Source organism: Acidovorax sp. GW458-11-26-14-TSB4 (assembly GCF_059423865.1).
This window is the reverse complement of the sequence record NZ_JBWKYR010000007.1, coordinates 120,024-138,094: the sequence shown is the minus strand read 5'-3', so window position 1 is coordinate 138,094 and position 18,071 is coordinate 120,024. Positions and strand designations below refer to the sequence as shown.

The window sequence follows — 18,071 nt, the reverse complement described above, 5'->3', positions numbered from 1 at the left end:
CAACGCGCCTAGGGCGCGGCGCCCGAGGCCTGAGCGACAAAGCTGGCCAGTGCCCGCATGTCCTTGTCGCTGAGCTTGTCGGCGTAGGACGGCATGATGCCGATGCCCGCCTTCAGGGCGCGCAGCACGCGCTCGGCATTGGGCTTGAGCTCGTCCAGTGCGGGGCCGATCTGCCCCTCGGCCCCTGCGGCCTGCAGCGTGTGGCACACGGCGCAGGCGGGCTGGACCTTGCTGAACAGTTCCTTGCCGCGCGCTAGTTCGCCGGCATCCGCGGCCCAGGCGCCGCAGGCGGCCAGCGCCAGCAACCCGGCAGCGGCGGCGGTGCGCAAGGTGCGCACCGCCTCAAGCGACCACCACGGTCACGCCGTGGTCGCGCCAGCTCGCGTTGTTGTAGCCACCCAGGTTTTCCTCGCGCTGCTCGGGTTGCACGTTGCCGGCGGTGTCGGTGGCACGGCTGAGCAGCTCATGCGAGCCGGCCGCCAGGCGCACCGGCAGCACGAACTGGCGCCAGGCAAAGCGGCCCAGGTCGGGCCCGATGAGCTGCGCGGCCTGCCAGGTCTTGCCGCCGTCCACCGAGACGTCCACGCCCTTGATGCCGCGCGTGCCGCCGAAGGCCACGCCGTGCACCTGCACCAGGCCGGCCTTGAGCGTGCCTTGCTCGGGCAGCGGGCCGTTGATCCAGGATTTCGTCGTCATCTCCCAGACCGAGGGCTGGTCCGGGCCAGCCTTGGTGCCCGGGGGCGACATGCGGTAGCCGTGCGACATGATGCGCGCCTGCGACTGCTCGGCACCGAAGGCCACGCGCTTGACGTACTTGATGTTGTTCACGCCCTGGTAGCCCGGCACGATGAGCCGCAGCGGGCCCCCATGCGCCAGCGGCATGGGCTCGCCATTCATCTCCCATGCCAGGATGGCATCGTCCAGTGCCTTGACGGGCACCGAGCGCTCGACCACCACGGTGAGCGGGTCCACGCCCTCGGGCAATTTCTCGCCGCCGGTGCCCGTGAGGTAGGCCGCACCGCTGGCCAGCCCGCCCAGTGCGGCCACCACGTTGCGCAAGGGCACGCCGCTCCACACCACGCAGCCGGCCGCGCCCACGGTCCAGGGCGTGCCGCTGGGCTTGCTTGGGAAAAAGCCGCGCCCGTTGCCCGAGCATTGCAGCACGGTGGTCACGGTCTCCAACCCCAGGGTCTTGAGTTCGGCCACGGTGAGCGCGCGCGGATTCTTCACCCCTTCGATGGACACGCTCCAGCCGTCACGGTCGGCCACGACAGCGGCATCCGGCGCAGGCAGGTTGTTGCGGATGTAGAGCTGGCTCGCGGGCGTGACAACGCTGGTGCCGAAGACCGAGCGCCGCGTCTCCAGCGTGCTGCTGCTGTGCACGATGAGCGCGTCGGGATTCTTCCAGGCGACATAGGACGGCAGGGGCTTGGCCGCTGGCGCCGCGGCCGCCGGTGCGGGCGCAGACTGCGCATGCGCCCCCTTGCCCAGGGCAGCGAATCCCAACGCACTGAGCGCTGCGGCGCTGCCGGCAAGCATCTGGCGGCGGGGCAAGGTAGCGGGATGGGACATGGACGCGTTCTCCTCCGGTGGGGGTTGATGGACTGGCGAAAAAGCGGGCATGCCCTGGGCCTGCCCTCTGCAGATTCTGGAGGGAGCGCCCTGATTTGCCCTCAGGGTTTTGCAGGGCACGTGTAAGAAATGGCAACAGACGCACCGGTAACGTGACCTTCGTAGCGCGTTGGTGCATATTTGACATGGGTTCACAGACTCCACGAGGAGAAGCCATGTACCGCCCTGCGTTTCTGCCATCCACTCTTGCCTTGTTTTGCGCCCTTGCCGCTTCTTCGATCGTGCAGGCGCAGCAGCTCACCGCGATCGTCGCGGTGGAGCCCACCGCGAAGAAAGCGGCGAACACCATCCTGCGCAGCAGCTTCGAGTCGGGCCTGTCCAAGGCCGCCGGGCAGCCCGCCACCGTGGCCACCAGCGAAGACCTGGCCGACGTGATGCGGGCCACGCGCAGTGCGGGCTACGACGTGTTCATCGGCCCCGCCCAGGTGGCCGCCTCGGCCCTGCAGCGCGGCTACGAGCTGGTGGGCGCCACGCAGAAGTCGGAGCAGTACGTGCTCGTGGCTGCGGGCTCGGTAGCCAATGTCGGGGCGATGAAGGGTCGCCGTCTGTACCTGCCCCAGCAGGACTCGATCTACACCTACATGGCGCGGGGCATGCTCAACGAGGCCGGCCTGTCGTTCCAGGACCTCAAGGGCGTGCAGCACGAAAAGCTGCCGCAGGCGGGCCTGAGCGCCCTGGTGCTAGGCACGACCGATGCCACCGTGGTGCGTGCCGACGAATGGGCCGAATGGACCGCCACCCACAAGAGCGACGCACGCGTGTTGGCCACCTCGCAGCCCGTTCCGGGCGGCTTTTCCATCGCCGTGAAGAAAGATCTGCCCGCCGACGTGAAGACACGCCTGGCGCAATGGTTCGGCAACGGCTCCAGTGCTGCCGGCCTGGGTACCGTGGCGCTCAAGCCCGAGGCGGGCGAGTACCGCCGCGTGGCCGAACTCGGCCTGTTCACGCCCAACAGCCTGCCCGGGGTGAGCCGCATCACGGCACGCGAGGCGCAAAAGCTGCAGGCCGAAGGCGCGGTGGTGGTCGACACCCGCACAGAGAAGGAATTCAAGACCAAGCGCATCCGTGGCGCCGTGCTCGCCGCCTACGGGGAAAAGAGCCTCAAGGACGTGGCCTTCAACGCCGCGCAGGACGACTTCCAGGCGCTGGAAAAGGTGGACCGCAACAAGCCCGTGATCTTTGCCTGCAACGGGGCCGAGTGCTGGAAGTCGTACAAGGCAGCCAAGGTGGCTGCCTCCAAGGGCTACAAGACGGTGTACTGGCTGCGCGGCGGCCTGCCGGAGTGGGATGCCGATGGCCTGCCCACGGAAAGCAACGGGCCGGCCGGTTGAAGCAGCCATGCCTGCGGCGCCTGCCTGCGCGCGGTCAGGTGAAGACCGTGAGCACGCCGGTGTAGCCGTACAGGTGGTGGTGGGCGATCTCGCCCCCCGCGAAAAAGCCGACCAGCGGCACGTCGCCCAGCGCATGCCGCACGATCTGCAGTTCGGCACTGGGGCCGCCGAAATGCGGGCCGCCACGGCCTGAACAGCTGACGTAGATGGCGCCGCGGATGCGCCGCCCGGGCAGCGTCGCCGCCCGGCCTGGGGCGCCCGTTCCGGGCGCAGGGGCTGCCGCTGCTCCGGCATGGCCCGCCCCCAGCGACGCGGGCTCCAGTTCCTCGGGTTCCAGCTCTTCGCGGATCTCGGCACAGATGCGCATCAGGTCGGCACGCGCCGCCGCCGCGTTGCGCTGGCAGAACGCCAGGTGCATGCCGGGCTCCACCTTGTCAGCGAGGGCCACGCCGCGGCGCGCTCCGTCGAGCCCCACGATGTGGCGCACGCGCGTGTCGGTGCCGAAATGGCCCGTGCGCTGCAGGCCCCGGGGCTGCGCCCCGGCATCCACCAGCCCGGCCAGTGTGGCGCGCACCTTGCGCAGCGCGGGCTGCGGATCGCCGTCGAGCGATACCTCCAGCGTGTCGAGCAGCACATCGAGCGCGGGTTCGCCGTCGAGCTGCAGCACCACGTTCTCGTGCGCAGCGGTCACGCTGCGCAGAGGCCCCACGGGCTGGCAGCCCTGCGTGACGCGCGAAACCAGGGCCACGCCACGGCCGAAGGCCACGCCGGACAGGCCGCCATCGAAGACGCCGCTGGCGCCGCCCTGTCCGGCCATGTTGCCGTCGCCGGCAATGGCGAACTGCACGTCCGCGCCCCGGCTCGCGCTCAGGCCGCCGAACAGGTAGCCGGATTCGGTGCGAGCGGCCATCTCGTCCAGCAACTCGGCGAGCTCGGGCACATGCCCATCGGCATGCACCAGGGCCGTGTGGGCGACAAAGCCACTGGCGGGGTGGCGCTGCAGCGGTGCCACGCCCGAGAACACCCGGTACTGGTCGGCCGGCAGGTCGAGCAGCATCACCGACAGCGCGGGCTCGTCGAAATACTCGGCGTTGTTGGCGGACACCCCCACCCCGACGGTGCCGCTCCAGTCCGTCACCTCGGGCAGTTCGCTGGCCAGGAAGTCCAGCAGGGCCTGGGCCTCGCTGGCGTAGTGGTCGGTGATGTAGAGCAGCCCCAGCGTGGGGCTGCCCGCGTACTGGGGCAGCGCCATCTGCGCGCGCAGTTGCGCCAGGACCAATGCCGCCGCCATGCGCCACTGGGGATGGGTGGCGTGGCCACTGGGAAAGAGTGTCATGGTGCGTTCTCGCAGGCCGGGGCACAAGACCCGGCCGGGGTGCTTCAACCAGTGCGTTTGCGCGGCGCGCGCTTGGCCGCGGCCGGGGTGGTCTTGCGTGCCTTGGCGGCGGGTTTGGCGGTGGGGGCCTTCTTCGCGGCCGCGGGCTTGCGCGTGCCCGACACGGTTTTCATGCCCTTGGCGGCGAATTGGCTGGCCATGCCGGTGGCCGTCTTGATGGCCTCCTTGGCCAGGCCGGTGGCCATGTTCTTGGTGGTATCGAGGGCGGTCTGCTTGGCAGCGTCCTTCATGGCATTGGCGGCGATCTGCTGGAACTGGCCGGTGAGTGCGCCCCACCATTGCAGCGGGTCGACCACCGAAGCCTCGGGCGCCGCAGCGGCGGCCTTGCCGCCCTTCTTCGCCTTGGGGGCCGCGGCCTTGGCAGGTGCCTCCTCGGGCTCGGCATCGTCGTCCTGTTCTTCCTCTTCCTTCGCGCGGCCCGTGACGCGGGCGGCGGCGCCGGCCACGGCCTCGGCCGCACCGCTCACGGTGTCAGCGGCCTTCTGCACACCGCTCATCACGGTGTCGGCCGTCTTGAGCTTGAAGGCATTGGCCACGTCGCCCATGCTGAAGTTCATGCCCTTCAAGGTGGCCAGGGTCATCTTCTGCACCTCCAGCGCCTGGATGGTGGCGGCCAGTGCGCGCGAGTTCTGCTCCAGCCAGAACTGCACGGCCTTGAGCTCCTCGATGCGCTTGTCCAGCTCTTCGACGCTGATGGTCGGCGCCACCCAGTTGGACAGGTTGGGCAATTGCGGAATGCTGTTGGTCGCCCCCTTGGCCAAGCTCTGCAGGAAATCGAAACCGGGGACGAATTTGCCGAAACCGAAATTGGATGTGTCGCTCATGGCCGCTCCGCAAGATGGGTGGGGGATCTCTCCTGACAGCTTACCCCAATGGGTGGCCGCTGGCGATGGCGGGCAGGGTCCTCGCGCCTCAGTGTTTGTGCCCATGCGCAGGGGCAGCCGGCGCCTGGGCGGCCACGGGCACGGTCAGGTCGAGCCGGCTTTCCGTGCCCTTGGCGTCCTTGAAGGTCAGGGTGAGCGGCACAGTGCTGTCCTTGGCCAGGGGCGCCTTGAGGTCCAGCAGCATGACGTGGTAGCCGCCTGGCTTGAGTTCCACGGGCTTGCCGGCCGGCAGTTCCAGCACCGGCACGGCACGCATGCGCATCACGTCGCCGTCGAGCTTCATCTCGTGCACCTCGGTCACGCCAGCGGCGGGGGACGAGGCCGCCACCAGGCGGGCACCCTGCGGCGCGGTGAGCGTCATGAAGGCGCCGGTGCCCTTCTGGCCGGGCACGCTGGCGCGGGCCCAGGCGCCATCGACCTTTACTGCGGCGGGGGCCTGGGCCCACGCAGCACCTGCAAAAAGGGTCGACAGTGCCAGGCCGGCAAGGGTACTTGTACGGAACGTCATGGGGGAAACTCCTGAAAACGGGAAAGAGGGCCGCGCACCAGGGATCGCAAACCCATTCAGGATGGCGCCTTGCGTCATCTGCGCGACGCGGCGCAGTCTGCCACGCCCCTAATATCCACAGAAAGGACACTGGAAGGAGACCACCCCATGCTCACCCTCTGCGGCTTTTCAGCCAGCAACTACTACAACAAGGTCAAGCTCGCGCTGCTCGAAAAGGGCGTGCCCTTCGAGGAGGAACTGGCCTGGATCGGCGAGACCGACCGCAGCGCCAGCCCGCTCGGCAAGGTGCCCTACCTGCGCACGCCGAACGGCACGCTGTGCGAGTCGGCCGTGATCGCCGACTACATCGAGTCGGCCTACCCCGCGCACCCGCTGATTCCGGCCGACCCGCTGGCCGCCGGCAAGGTGCGCGAGTTGATCACCTTCATGGAGCTGCACCTGGAGCTGGTGGCACGCAACCTCTACCCGCAGGCCTTCTTCGGCGGCACGGTGAGCGAGGCGGCGCGCGAGAAGGTCGGCGCGCAACTGGCGAAGAACATTGCAGCCTTCGCCCAGCTCACGAAGTTCGCCCCCTACATCGGTGGCGACAGCTTCACCGCAGCGGACTGCGCGGCCATCGTGCACCTGCCGCTGGTGTCCTCGGCCACCAAGATCATCTACGGCCGCGACTTCCTTGCCGACCTGCCGGTGCGCGAGTACCTCACCCGCATGAACGAGCGCCCCCACGTGGCGCGCGTGAATGCCGACCGCAAGACCAACACCGCCGAAATGCTCGGCAGGCCGAAAGGCTGACGTCGCCAAAGGGGTGCGTATCGGCTGCTATCCTGCGCCGATGCACAGCCTTTTCCACCTTGCCTTCAACGTCACCGACCTCGACGCAGCCCGCCGCTTCTATGGCGGCGTGCTGGGTTGCCGCGAAGGCCGCAGCACCGACACCTGGGTCGATTTCGACTTCTTCGGCCACCAGATCTCGCTGCACCTGGGCACGCCGTTCACCAGCGCCGCCACCGGCCATGTGGGCGAGCACCTGGTGCCCATGCCGCACTTCGGCGCCATCCTCGAACTGCCCGCCTGGAAGGCCGTGGCCGAGCGCCTGAAGGCGGCCGGCACGCAGTTCGTTCTGGCGCCGCAGGTGCGCTTCGAGGGCGAGCCCGGCGAGCAGTGGACGATGTTCTTCTACGACCCGAGCGGCAACCCGATCGAGATGAAGGGCTTCAAGTCCATGGAGCAGGTGTACGCGGCATAGGCCGCCACCTCCCCAGGCACCGGGCAACCGGGGCGGCCTGGCCGCCCCTGTCCCACGTCAGCGCCGCTGCATCAGCGGCATGCTTCCCAGTGCGAACACCGAGTTGGGCACACCCAGTCCTGCCAGGCGTGGCTTGGGCTTGGCGCTGGGCACGGCACGGGCGCGCTGCTGCGGCGCGGGCTCGCCGGACTCCACGACCACGCCCCGGGCCAGCTCCTGCGTCACCAGTTCCGCCAGGGTCACGGACTGCAGGTACTCCATCACCCGGCTGTTGAAGGTGATCCACAGCTCGCCCGTCATGGCCTTCATCTGCGCCGCCTGGCCCTGGGCCAGGCTCTGGGTGTCATCGCCCTTGAGGTTTTCCACCGCCAGGATGATGTCGGCCACGGACACCTGGTCCGCGCGGCGCGCCAGCGTGTAGCCGCCGCCAGGGCCGCGCGTGCTGTCCACCAGCCCGGCGCGCCGCAGCGCGCTGAACAGCTGCTCCAGGTAGGACAACGAAGTGCCCTGGCGTGCACTGATGGTCGACAGTGCCACAGGACGCATTTGTTGGCGCAGCGCGAGATCGGTCATGGCCGAAACGGCGAGCTGGCCTCGTGTAGTGATGCGCATCATTGACTCCTTGTGAACGTTGCATGGCCAGGTTTCGGTGCCCGGAATGGGCGTGGCGCGATCTGTCCATGTAGGTACTGTAGGGACATTGACACTTCGCGTATATTCGATTTATTGAGATTTTTTCTTCGTTTTTTACGAAGTATTGGAATGCCATGAATTTCAAGCACCTGCGCTACTTCTGGACCACGGCCAAGGCGGGCGGCATCATGCGCGCCGGGGAGCAGCTCAACACCACGCCGCAGACACTGTCGGGCCAGATCAAGCAGCTGGAGGAATGGCTCGGGCATGACCTGTTCAAGAAGCGCGGCCGGGGCCTGGAGCTGACCAGCGAAGGCCGGGTGGCGCTGGGCTATGCCGAGCAGATCTTTGCGCTGGGGGACGAGCTCGAAAAATCCATCCGCCTGGCGCGCGGGCAGTCGCGTCCGCTCGAATTCCGCGTGGGGGTGGCGGACTCGGTGGCCAAGTCGGTGGCCTACCACCTGCTGGAACCGGCCCTGGGCCTGGCCGAGCAGGTGCACATGACCTGCCACGAAGGCAAGTTCGCCGAGCTGGTGGCGCAGTTGAGCCTGAACCGGCTGGACCTGGTTCTGGCGGACGAGCCGGTCTCGAAGAAGATCGGCGTCAAGGCCTTCAACCACGGCCTGGGCAGCAGCGGCATGAGCTTTTTCTGCGCGCCGGCGCTGCGCCGCCAGCTTGACGGGCCGTTTCCCCGGTGCCTGCATGGCGCGCCCATGCTGATCCAGGGCCCCCAATCCTCGGTGCGCCAGCAACTGGACCACTGGTTCAACAAGCACCAGCTGCAGCCGCGCCTGGTGGGCGAGTTCGACGACAGTGCGCTCATGAACGCCTTTGGCCGCGAGGGGCGCGGGGTGTTCACCTCGCCCACGGTGCTGGAGGAAGAGACCCAGGCCCAGTTCGGCGTGGAGGTGATCGGCCGCTCGGGGGAGCTGGTGGAGGAGTTCTTCGCGATCTCGGTGGAGCGGCGCATCAGCCACCCCTGCGTGGCTGCGATCACCAAGGCAGCGCGTTCGGACCTGTTTGCAGCGTAATGGGTAGCCCCCTGAGCCGCTTCGCGTCTTCCCCCAAAGGGGAACGCCCCCAGCGCGGCGGGGCGGCCCTTGCGCGGGGGCACTCGCCCAGGTCGCGCCAGTTTCCTGACGCTGCGACTATTGCCACGCTCCCCTTACATCAAGCCGCCACCTGCACCTGGCACGCGTACGGCAGCGGCGCCACGGCGCCATAGCCCTGCACGGCCAGGGCGGCGGCGGCGTTGGCATAGCGTGACGCGGTGAACACATCATCGCCCTGGGCCAGGCGGGCCAGCAGGTTGCCGCAGAAGCAGTCGCCCGCCCCCGTGGCGTCCACGGGGGTCACGCACAGGCCGGCGATGCGCTCCCTGCGCTGGCCGTCGCTGGCCAGGGCCCCCTCGGCACCGAGCTTGAGCACCACGGTGGCGGCGCCACGCGCGTGGCCCCAGTCGACGATGGCATCGGGATCGGACAGGCCGGTCAGGGCCTGCATGTCCTCCAGGCTGGGCAGGAAGATGTCGCACAGTGACACGGCCTGCGCGATGCAGGCCTGGGCGCGCGCCAGCGGCCAGAGTTTCAGGCGCAGGTTGGAATCGAAGGCCACCCGGGTGCCGGCCTCGCGTGCCAGGCGCATGGCCTCGAAGGCGGTGTCGCAGGCCTGCGGCGAGATGGCCAGCGAAATGCCGGACAGGTGCAGGATGCGCGCGGCGCGCAGCACAGCCGCAGGTTCGCCGGCCAGCCACTGCGGCGCCATGCGGCTGGCGGCCGAGCCGGCGCGCAGGTAGCTGAACTCGTGCCCATTCGCTCCGTGCGTGACGAAGTAGATGCCGGTGGGGTGTTCGGCGTCGCTCTGCACGGCGCGGGTGTCCACCCCCTCGGTGCGCCACAGCGTGGTGAGGGCCTGGCCGAAGCTGTCCTGCCCGATGCGGGTGAGGTAGGCCGTGCGGGCGCCGGCCCTTGCCGCTGCGATCACTGCGTTGCTGGTGTCGCCACCAAAGCCACGCAGGTACTGCGGCTGGCCGGGGTGGACCTGGTTGAACTCGACCATGGCCTCGCCGAGCGCAGCCACGTCGAAGATCTTGCCCGCAGAGGAGTTGGCGTGTTCAGGCACGGGGCTTGTAGGCAGTGACGTCGATCTCGACCTTGGCGTCGATCATGAGGCGCGACTCCACGGTGGAGCGTGCCGGGCGGTGATCGCCGAAGCACTCCATGTAGACGCGGTTGAAGCTGCCGAAGTCGCGCGCATCGGCCAGCCAGACGCTGACCTTGGCCACATCGGCCAGGGTGCAGTCGGCCAGGGCCAGGGCGTCCTTGACGCGCTGGAACACCTGGCGCGTCTGCGCCTCAATGCCGCCGACGATGACCTGGCCCTGGTCGTCCGTGGGCACCTGGCCCGAGACAAAAACGAAGTCGCCGGCGCGCGTGGCGGGCGACAGGGGCCGCGCCTGGCGGTCGGAGGCGATGGGGGATTGGCCCAGCAGTTCTACATGGCTCATGGATCAAACTCCTTGTGTAAATTATTTACACCAAACATTCTAAAAAACCCGTTTGACTTTCACAAAAGGGTAATCTACGATGAAAAATGTAATGTTATTACTTATGGAGCCACGATGCAATCCTCATCCATCCGCGATTGGTTGACGCCCGGAATGCCTGTCCAGGCCGCCAGGCGCAGTGTTCTGGGCCTGGCCGCCAGTGCGGCCGTGCTCGTGGCCCTGGGATCGGGCCAGCCCGCCCTGGCGGCGCCCGCCAAGGGCGGCGCGGCCAACCTGGCCATGGTCGGCGAGCCCCAGGGGCTGGACCCCATGGTGAGCACGGCCGACCTGGTCGGCACCATCATGCAGCACGTCTACGAGCCGCTGTACACCTTCGATGCGAACTGGGCCGTGGCGCCCATGCTGGCCGAGGGCCTGCCCACCGTGTCGAAGGACGGGCTGACCTACACCATCGCCCTGCGCAAGGAAGTGAAGCTGCACAACGGCCGCGACCTGAATGCCGAGGACGTGGTGGCCTCGCTGCAGCGCTGGATGGAGCTGTCGCCCCGCGGCAAGGCCGTGGGCAAGGAAGTGGCCTCGCTCACCGCCAAGGGCCCGCTGACGGTGGAGCTCAAGCTCAAGGCCCCCTACGCGCCGCTGCTGGCCCAGCTGGCCCTGCCCAGCGGCATGGCGGCCGTCATGGCCAAGGAGAGCATCGCGCCGCAGCTCAAGGAATTCGTCGGCACCGGTCCCTACAAGTTCAAGGAGCGCCGCCCCGACCAGTTCACGGTGCTGGTGCGCCACGACACCTACAGCGCCCGCAAGGAGGCCCCGAGCGGCTATGCCGGCCGCCGCGAGGCCCTGCTCGACGAACTGCGCTTCGTGCCCGTGCCCAATGCCAACACGCGCGTGGAAGGCGCGCTGTCGGGCCAGTTCCAGTACGCCGACCTGCTGCCCGTGGAAGCTGCGGGCCGCATCGACAAGGGTGCCCCGGCCGTGGTGCCCATCGTGACCAAGAACTTCGGCTTCCCCTACATCGTCTTCAACACCAAGGAAGGTGTGCTCGCCGCGCAGCCACTGCGCCGCGCCGTGCAGACCGCCGTGGGCTCGGGCGAGCTGCTGGCAGCGGGCTTTGGCGACAACCGCTTCTTCGTGGTGGAGCCCAACTTCTTCCCCAAGGGCACGCCCTACTACTCGGATGCGGGCGGCAAGCTGTACAACGAGCGCAACCCGCAGGCTGCCAAGGACCAAGCGGCCAAGGCCGGCTACAACGGCCAGCCGGTGCGCATCATGGCCAGCCGGCAGTACGAGTTCCACTACAACATGGCCCTGGTGATGGCCGAGCAGCTCAAGAAGGCAGGCTTCAAGACCGAGCTGCAGGTGGTGGACTGGGCGACCCTGGTGCAGCGGCGCAACGACCCCAAGCTGTGGGACGTGTACTTCACGCACTCGGGCCTGTTCCCCGAACCCATGCTGTCGCCGCCGCAACTGGGTGATGGCGCACCGGGCTGGTGGGATTCGCCCGCCAAGAAGGCCACGCTCACGGCCTTCAACCAGGAGACCAATGTCGCCAAGCGCGGGCCGCTGTGGGGTGCCGTGCAGCAGGTGGTGTACGACGAGGTGCCCTTCATCGAGGTGGGCAAGTTCAACAGCCTGTCGGCCCGCTCGGCCAAGCTCGAAGGCTACACGCCGGCGATCTGGCCGTTCTTCTGGAACACGGGCCTGGCCAAGTAAGCCCCCACTGCACGAAGGTTCGTTGCCATGCGTTTTCTGATGACCCGCCTGGGCGGCGCCCTGGTGGTGCTGGCCCTCGTCGCGGTGCTGGTGTTCGCGCTCACGCGCCTGGCCTCGGGCGACCCGGTGGCGCTGCTGCTGGGCGACCAGGCCACGGCCGCCGACATTGCCGCGGCGCGCACGCAGTACGGGCTGGACAAGCCCCTGCCCACGCAGTTCGTGCTGTGGGTGGGCGAGCTGCTGCAGGGCAACCTGGGCCAGTCCATCTTTCTGCAGCGCCCGGTGGCGCAGGCGCTGCTGGAGCGCGCCGAGCCCACGCTGTTCCTGGCGCTGTTCGCGGTGGGCATCGCGGCACTGATCGGCATCCCCTGCGGCATGGCGGCCGCCATCTGGCGCGGCAGCCCCGGTGACCAGGCCCTGAGCGGCGTGGCCATGCTGGGCGCCAGCGTGCCCAGCTTCTGGCTCGGGCTGATCCTGATCCAGCTGTTCGCGGTCAAGCTCGGCTGGTTCCCGGCATCGGGCTATGGCGACCCGGCCTCGCCGCTGGCCGAGCGCCTGTCGCACCTGCTGCTGCCGGCACTGGTGCTGGGGCTGCTGAACTCGGCGCTGATCATCCGCTTCACACGCGCCTCCATGCTCGACATCCTGGGCGAAGACTATGTGCGCACCGCACGCGCCAAGGGCCTGGCCGAGGGCACGGTGATGGTCAAGCACGTGCTGCGCAATGCGCTGGTGCCCATCGTCACGGTGCTGGGCCTCACGCTGGCGCTGATGATCGGCGGCACCGTGGTGACCGAGACCGTGTTCAACCTGCCCGGCGTAGGCAACCTGGTGGTGCGCGCCGTGCTGCGCCGCGACTACCCGGTGATCCAGGGCACGCTGCTGGTCATCGCGGCCATCTATGTATTCATCAACCTGGCCATCGACTTCCTGTACACGCTGGTCGACCCACGCATCCGGCTGGAGGGCAAGTGACATGGTGCAAGGCCTGATTCGCAATCTCAAGGACTACTGGCTGCCACTGGCACGCCGCCTGTTCGCACGCAAGGTGGTGCTGGCCTCGGCCATCGTGCTGGCCCTGGTGGTCGCGGTGGCCACGGTGTTCCCCTGGGTGTCGGACGCCGACCCCAACGCCATCTCGATCAGCGAGCGCCTGAACGCTCCCTCGGCCGCGCACTGGGCCGGCACCGATGAGTTGGGGCGCGACGTGATGCTGCGCATCGTGCACGGTGCGCGCTATTCGCTGCTGATCGGCGGGCTCACCGCGGCGGGGGCCGTGCTGTTCGGCACGCTGCTGGGCATGTTCGCAGGCTTCTTTCGGCGCCTGGACGCGCCGCTGATGCGCGTGGTGGACGCGATGATGTCCTTCCCCGACATCCTCTTGGGCATCGCGCTGGTGTCCATCCTGGGCGCCTCGCTGTGGAACGTGATGCTGGCGCTGGTCATCGTCTACACGCCGCGCGTGGCGCGCGTGGTGCGGGCCAGCACCCTGGTGCTGCGCGAGCTGCTGTTCGTCGATGCCGCGCGCGCCCTGGGCGTGCGCACACCGCGCATCCTGCTCAAGCACATATTGCCCAACCTGGTTTCGCCCATCCTGGTGCAGGTGACCTTCATCTTCGCCTATGCCATCCTGGCCGAGGCGGGCCTGTCCTTCCTGGGCGTGGGCGTGCCGCCCGACATCCCCACCTGGGGCACCATGATCGCTGGCAGCCTGGAGTCGGCAGACCGCGCGTTCTGGACCATTCTCTACCCGGGCCTGGCCATCGTGTTCACCGCCCTGTCGCTGCAGATGCTGGGCGACGGCGTGCGCGACCTGCTCGACCCCAAGCTCAAGAAGGCCGCATGAGCTTCTTTCACCGACCCACGCAAGCGCCCGCCCCAGGCGAGCGCGTCACGAAGGTACCCACCCCATGACCACCCCCACGGTTGCCCGGCTCGAAGTGCAGGGCCTGTCCACCTCGTTCGCCACCGACGCCGGCCGCATCCAGAGCGTGGCCGACGTGTCCTTTGCCATCCACCCGGGCCAGACGCTGGCGCTGGTCGGAGAGTCGGGCTCGGGCAAGTCCGTCACCAGCCTCACGCTGATGGGCCTGCATGCCAAGACCTCGCAGGCGCAGGTGGGCGGCCAGGCCTGGTTCACCCGGCGCGACGGCCGGCGCGTGGACCTGCTGGCCCTGCCCGAGGCCGAGCGCCGGGCGCTGCGCGGCAACGAGATCGCGATGGTCTTCCAGGAGCCCATGACCAGCCTGAACCCGGTGCTGACCGTGGGCGAGCAGATCGCCGAATCGGTGCGCCTGCACCTGAAGCTCGACCGCAAGGCGGCTCTGGCCCATGCCCAGCGCATGCTGGAGTTGGTGGAGATACCGGCCGCCAAGCAGCGCGTGCACGAGTACCCGCACCAGCTGTCGGGCGGCATGCGCCAGCGCGTGATGATCGCGCTGGCCATGGCCTGCAACCCCACGCTGCTGATCGCCGACGAACCCACCACCGCGCTGGACGTGACCATCCAGGCGCAGATCCTGGCGCTGATGGGCCGGCTGCAGAAGGAGACGGGCATGGGCATGCTGTTCGTGACCCACAACCTGGGCGTGGTGGCGCAGTACGCCGATGCCGTGGCCGTGATGTATGCGGGCCGCATCGTCGAGTCGGCCCCGGTGCACGAGCTGTTCGCACAACCCGAGCACCCCTACACCCGCGGCCTGCTGGCCTGCCTGCCCGGCGTGGCGCGGCGCCATGCCACCAGCGTGGCCGGGCAGCGGCCGCGCCTGGTGGCCATACCGGGCCAGGTGTCGAGCCCTCTGGCGCCGCCGCCGGGCTGCGCCTTTGCGCCGCGCTGCGAGCGCCGCATCGCGGCCTGCGACGCACGCATGCCCGCCCTGTCCGACGATGGCGGCGCCAACCGCAGGGTGCGCTGCATCCGCGTGGGCCAGGAAACGCACGAAGAGGTGGCCGCATGAGCGCCGTTGCCAGCGAGAACCTTATCGAGGTGCGCGGCCTGCGAAAGTACTTCGGCAGCGGCACGCACCCGGTGCGGGCGGTGGACGACGTGAGCTTTGCCATCCGGCGCGGTGAGACACTGGGCCTGGTGGGCGAGTCAGGCTCGGGCAAGAGCACCATCGGCCGGCTGCTGACCCGGCTGGTGGACCCGACGGCAGGGCAGATGCTGTACCACGGCGGCGAGGCCGCTGGGCAGGACCTGGCGGGAATGAGCCAAGGCCAGTTCCGCCCACTGCGCTCGAAAATACAGATCATCTTCCAGGACCCGTATGCCAGCCTGAATCCGCGCATGCGCATCCGCGAGGTGCTGGGCGAGGCGCTGGACACGCACAAGCAGGCGCGCGGCGCGGCGCGCCAGCCGCGCATCCAGGAGCTGCTGGCGCAGGTGGGCCTCAGGCCCGAGCATGCAGACCGGTTCCCGCACGAGTTCTCGGGCGGGCAGCGCCAGCGCATAGGCATTGCGCGCGCGCTGGCGGTGCAGCCGAACTTCATCGTGGCGGACGAGCCGCTGTCGGCGCTGGATGTGTCGATCCAGGCGCAGGTGGTGAACCTGCTGGGCGACCTCAAGGAACAACTGGGCCTGACCTTGCTGTTCATCTCGCACGACCTGGACGTGGTGGAGTACCTGTGCGACCGCGTGGTAGTGCTCTACCTGGGCCGGGTGATGGAGATCGCGCCCACCAGCGCGCTGTATGCGCGGCCGGCCCATCCTTATACGCGCGCCCTGCTCGCGGCCGCGCCCATACCCGACCCGGCGCAGCGGCGTACCATCCCCCTGCTGCAGGGCGACCTGCCCAGCCCCGCCAACCCGCCCTCGGGCTGCGTGTTCCGCACACGCTGCCCGCACGCGGTGGCCGAATGCGCCAGCGCCGACATGGCCCTGCGCCCCGTGGGCACCGAGCACTGGAAGGCCTGCTGGCGCGATGACATCTGACCTGCGCGGCCCCGCCGCGCCCTCAACCAACGAGATTCCATGACCACCACCGACTTCACCCTGGACTCCACCTGCAAGAGCTATCCCATCGCCGCAGCGCCCTGCCGCGCCAGCGAGATTGCCGCGCGCGGCTGGAACGTGCTGGCCGATGACCTGGCGTTTCCGCTGGCTGTGCTGAGCCGCACAGCGCTGGCGCACAACCTGGCCTGGATGCAGGATTTCGCCAAGCGCAAGGGCATTGCCCTGGCGCCGCACGGCAAGACCACCATGTCGCCCGAGCTGTTCGCGCAGCAACTGCAGGCGGGAGCCTGGGGCCTGACCTTCGCCACGGCCTTCCAGGTCGCCACGGGGGTGCAGGCCGGTGCGCGCCGCATCATCATCGCCAACCAGGTGGTCTGCGATGCGGACCTGGATGCGCTCGATGCGCTGCTGGTGCGTCATGGTGACCTGGCAGTCTGGTTCCTCGTGGATTCGCTGGCGCAGCTGGCCCTGGTTGAGGACTGGAAGCAGCGCCGCGGGAGCGCCCGGGTGTTCAACGTGCTGCTGGAGATGGGCATCCCGGGCCAGCGCACCGGCTGCCGCACACTGGACGAGGCCCTGGCCCTGGCGCGCGCGCTGGCGGCGTCGAAGGCTGTGCAGCTCGATGGCATCGAGTGCTACGAGGGCGGCGTGGCGCGCTGCGACAACGAGCACGACGCCCGAGAAGTGACTGCGCTGGTGCGCCGCGTGATGGAGGTGGCACGCGCCTGCGACGGCGAGCACCTGTTCGCCAGCGAACGCATTCTACTCACGGCCGGCGGCTCGGCCGTGTTCGACCTGGTGGTGCCGCTGCTGCAGGCGCAGGGCCTGTCGCGCCCCATCGAGGGTGTGCTGCGTTCGGGCTGCTATGTGACGCACGACCATGGCAACTACCAGCGCTTTCTCAGGAACGTGGAGCAGCGCGAAGGGCTCGATGCCTCGCTGCGCCCTGCTCTCACGGTCTGGGCCATGGTGCAGTCGGTGCCCGAGCCGGGCCTGGCCTTGCTGACCTGTGGCCGCCGCGACATCTCTTACGACCTGGAGATGCCGATCGCCGTGCAACTGGCCCGGCGCGGCGAGCGCACGGCTGTGGATGCACCGGCCGGCTGGAGCGTGAGCGCATTGAACGACCAGCATGCCTATCTGCGCTTCGATGCCGCGGCCGGCGATGCCGTCGCGCCCCGTGTGGGTGATCGCGTGGCCCTGGGCATTTCGCACCCCTGCACCACCTTCGACAAGTGGCGCTGGCTGCCGGTGGTGGAAGACGATGGGGCCGTGACCGGTGCCATCAGCACCCGTTTCTGATGCAGGGCCGCGCATGAACACCAGCAGCGTGCCCAACCCTCTGCCCCCCAGCCCGGCCCCCGGGCTGCTGCAGCAATTGCGCGAGCGCCAGGACAGTCTGCCCGAAGCGCAGCGCAGCGTGGTGCGCGCCGTGCTCGAAGACCCGCGCGCCGCCGTGGCGGCCACGGTGGAGCAGTTGGCGCAGCAGGCCGGCGTGTCCATGCCGACCATCGTGCGCACCTGCCGCAGCTTCGGCTACGACTCGGTGCGCGAGTTCATGCTGGCGCTGGCGCAGGACCTGGCGGTCTCGGGCTCCTACCTGCACCGCAGCGTGCTGGCCGAGGACACGGCGCAGGACGTGTCGAGCAAGATCATCCACGCGGCCGTCTCGTCGCTGACCGAGCTGGGGCGGCGCATCGATGTGGACGTGATCGACCAGGTGGCCGCCAAGCTCGCCAAGGCGCGGCGCATCGATTGCTACTCCGTTGGCGCGGCCTCCACCTTTACGGCGAGCGAATTGCAGAGCCGGTTGTTCCGCCTGGGCCTCACGGCCAATGCAATCTTCGACGCGCACCAGCAACTGGTCTCGGCCAGCACGCTGGGGCCCGAGGGCGTGGCCTTCGTGGTCTCGCACGTGGGGCGCATGCCCTACACGGTGGAAGCAGCGCGCTTCGCACGCTCGCAAGGTGCCACGGTGGTCGCGCTGACCCAGCCGGGCACGCCGCTGGCCGAGACGGCCGACCTGGTGCTGGCCGTGTCGGTACCGCAGGACGCGGTGATGCGCGTGGGCACCGAGGCCTACCTAGCCCACCTGGTGGTGATCGAGATCCTGATGGTGCGCCTGGCGCAGCAGCTGGGACCGGTGGCCACGCGGGGGCTGCAGCAGTTCAAGCAGTTGCTGCACAAGCACGGATTCGACAGCGCCGAGTATTCGGGCGCCATGGACCACGGCCCGGGCATGCACAAGCCGGGCCAGAAAGACAACTGAT

19 protein-coding genes are annotated in these 18,071 nt (G+C 68.8%); 11 read left to right on the top strand and 8 right to left on the bottom strand.

The window, feature by feature from the left end; all coding sequences use genetic code 11:
• Positions 1-8: 8 nt before the first annotated feature.
• Both sorU and sorT read right to left on the bottom strand, forming a co-directional pair.
• Positions 9-329 (bottom strand): SorU family sulfite dehydrogenase c-type cytochrome subunit, encoded by a 321-nt coding sequence (sorU, locus tag AC07X5_RS16605; RefSeq protein WP_409959514.1) that lies wholly within the window; start codon positions 327-329, stop codon positions 9-11.
• A 13-nt stretch (positions 330-342) separates the two neighbouring features.
• Positions 343-1,572 carry a SorT family sulfite dehydrogenase catalytic subunit gene (sorT, locus tag AC07X5_RS16600; RefSeq protein ID WP_494771051.1) on the bottom strand — a complete coding sequence of 410 codons (1,230 nt, stop codon included), beginning with the start codon at positions 1,570-1,572 and terminating at the stop codon, positions 343-345.
• A 251-nt stretch (positions 1,573-1,823) separates the two neighbouring features.
• Between sorT and AC07X5_RS16595 the strand changes: the two genes are divergently transcribed.
• Positions 1,824-2,963 carry a rhodanese-like domain-containing protein gene (locus AC07X5_RS16595; protein ID WP_494771050.1) on the top strand — a complete coding sequence of 380 codons (1,140 nt, stop codon included), beginning with the start codon at positions 1,824-1,826 and terminating at the stop codon, positions 2,961-2,963.
• 34 nt (positions 2,964-2,997) lie between these two features.
• Here AC07X5_RS16595 and AC07X5_RS16590 read toward each other — a convergent pair whose 3' ends face one another.
• From AC07X5_RS16590 to AC07X5_RS16580, 3 genes are all read right to left on the bottom strand, one after another.
• On the bottom strand, positions 2,998-4,299 hold the full coding sequence (locus AC07X5_RS16590) for an FIST signal transduction protein (protein WP_494771049.1): 1,302 nt from the start codon (positions 4,297-4,299) through the stop codon (positions 2,998-3,000).
• Positions 4,300-4,343: 44 nt separating this feature from the next.
• The gene (locus AC07X5_RS16585) at positions 4,344-5,183 is read right to left on the bottom strand and encodes a PhaM family polyhydroxyalkanoate granule multifunctional regulatory protein (RefSeq protein WP_494771048.1); all 840 of its coding nucleotides are present in this window, start codon (positions 5,181-5,183) and stop codon (positions 4,344-4,346) included.
• Between the two features lie 88 nt (positions 5,184-5,271).
• On the bottom strand, positions 5,272-5,751 hold the full coding sequence (locus AC07X5_RS16580) for a copper chaperone PCu(A)C (protein ID WP_494771047.1): 480 nt from the start codon (positions 5,749-5,751) through the stop codon (positions 5,272-5,274).
• Positions 5,752-5,898: 147 nt separating this feature from the next.
• Between AC07X5_RS16580 and AC07X5_RS16575 the strand changes: the two genes are divergently transcribed.
• Both AC07X5_RS16575 and AC07X5_RS16570 read left to right on the top strand, forming a co-directional pair.
• Positions 5,899-6,543, top strand: a complete 645-nt coding sequence (locus AC07X5_RS16575) for a glutathione S-transferase (RefSeq protein ID WP_494771046.1) — start codon at positions 5,899-5,901, stop codon at positions 6,541-6,543.
• A gap of 40 nt (positions 6,544-6,583) precedes the next feature.
• The gene (locus AC07X5_RS16570; RefSeq protein WP_409959500.1) at positions 6,584-6,997 is read left to right on the top strand and encodes a VOC family protein; all 414 of its coding nucleotides are present in this window, start codon (positions 6,584-6,586) and stop codon (positions 6,995-6,997) included.
• 57 nt (positions 6,998-7,054) lie between these two features.
• Here AC07X5_RS16570 and AC07X5_RS16565 read toward each other — a convergent pair whose 3' ends face one another.
• On the bottom strand, positions 7,055-7,609 hold the full coding sequence (locus tag AC07X5_RS16565; RefSeq protein WP_409959498.1) for an Rrf2 family transcriptional regulator: 555 nt from the start codon (positions 7,607-7,609) through the stop codon (positions 7,055-7,057).
• Between the two features lie 155 nt (positions 7,610-7,764).
• Between AC07X5_RS16565 and nhaR the strand changes: the two genes are divergently transcribed.
• Entirely contained in the window at positions 7,765-8,661 is an 897-nt protein-coding gene (nhaR, locus tag AC07X5_RS16560; RefSeq protein ID WP_494771045.1) for a transcriptional activator NhaR, read from the top strand.
• Positions 8,662-8,800: 139 nt separating this feature from the next.
• On the opposite strand, the gene AC07X5_RS16555 is transcribed toward nhaR, so the two are convergent.
• On the bottom strand, positions 8,801-9,751 hold the full coding sequence (locus tag AC07X5_RS16555) for a sugar kinase (RefSeq protein WP_494771044.1): 951 nt from the start codon (positions 9,749-9,751) through the stop codon (positions 8,801-8,803).
• A complete protein-coding gene (locus tag AC07X5_RS16550; protein ID WP_492228671.1) occupies positions 9,744-10,136 on the bottom strand; it encodes a RidA family protein in 393 nt (130 codons plus the stop codon). Before AC07X5_RS16550 ends, AC07X5_RS16555 begins: the two co-directional genes overlap by 8 nt.
• 114 nt (positions 10,137-10,250) lie before the next feature.
• Here AC07X5_RS16550 and AC07X5_RS16545 point away from each other — a divergent pair, with 114 nt between their 5' ends.
• From AC07X5_RS16545 to AC07X5_RS16515, 7 genes are all read left to right on the top strand, one after another.
• Positions 10,251-11,849, top strand: a complete 1,599-nt coding sequence (locus AC07X5_RS16545; RefSeq protein WP_494771043.1) for an ABC transporter substrate-binding protein — start codon at positions 10,251-10,253, stop codon at positions 11,847-11,849.
• 27 nt (positions 11,850-11,876) lie between these two features.
• Positions 11,877-12,824 carry an ABC transporter permease gene (locus tag AC07X5_RS16540; RefSeq protein ID WP_494771042.1) on the top strand — a complete coding sequence of 316 codons (948 nt, stop codon included), beginning with the start codon at positions 11,877-11,879 and terminating at the stop codon, positions 12,822-12,824.
• A 1-nt stretch (position 12,825) separates the two neighbouring features.
• The gene (locus tag AC07X5_RS16535; protein WP_007849605.1) at positions 12,826-13,695 is read left to right on the top strand and encodes an ABC transporter permease; all 870 of its coding nucleotides are present in this window, start codon (positions 12,826-12,828) and stop codon (positions 13,693-13,695) included.
• Positions 13,696-13,759: 64 nt separating this feature from the next.
• Entirely contained in the window at positions 13,760-14,806 is a 1,047-nt protein-coding gene (locus AC07X5_RS16530; protein ID WP_494771041.1) for an ABC transporter ATP-binding protein, read from the top strand.
• Entirely contained in the window at positions 14,803-15,780 is a 978-nt protein-coding gene (locus AC07X5_RS16525; protein WP_494771040.1) for an ABC transporter ATP-binding protein, read from the top strand. The genes AC07X5_RS16530 and AC07X5_RS16525 overlap by 4 nt, the downstream gene beginning before the upstream one ends.
• Before the next feature lie 39 nt (positions 15,781-15,819).
• On the top strand, positions 15,820-17,103 hold the full coding sequence (locus AC07X5_RS16520; protein ID WP_494771039.1) for an amino acid deaminase: 1,284 nt from the start codon (positions 15,820-15,822) through the stop codon (positions 17,101-17,103).
• Positions 17,104-17,116: 13 nt separating this feature from the next.
• Entirely contained in the window at positions 17,117-18,070 is a 954-nt protein-coding gene (locus tag AC07X5_RS16515; RefSeq protein WP_494771038.1) for a MurR/RpiR family transcriptional regulator, read from the top strand.
• Position 18,071 lies beyond the last annotated feature (1 nt).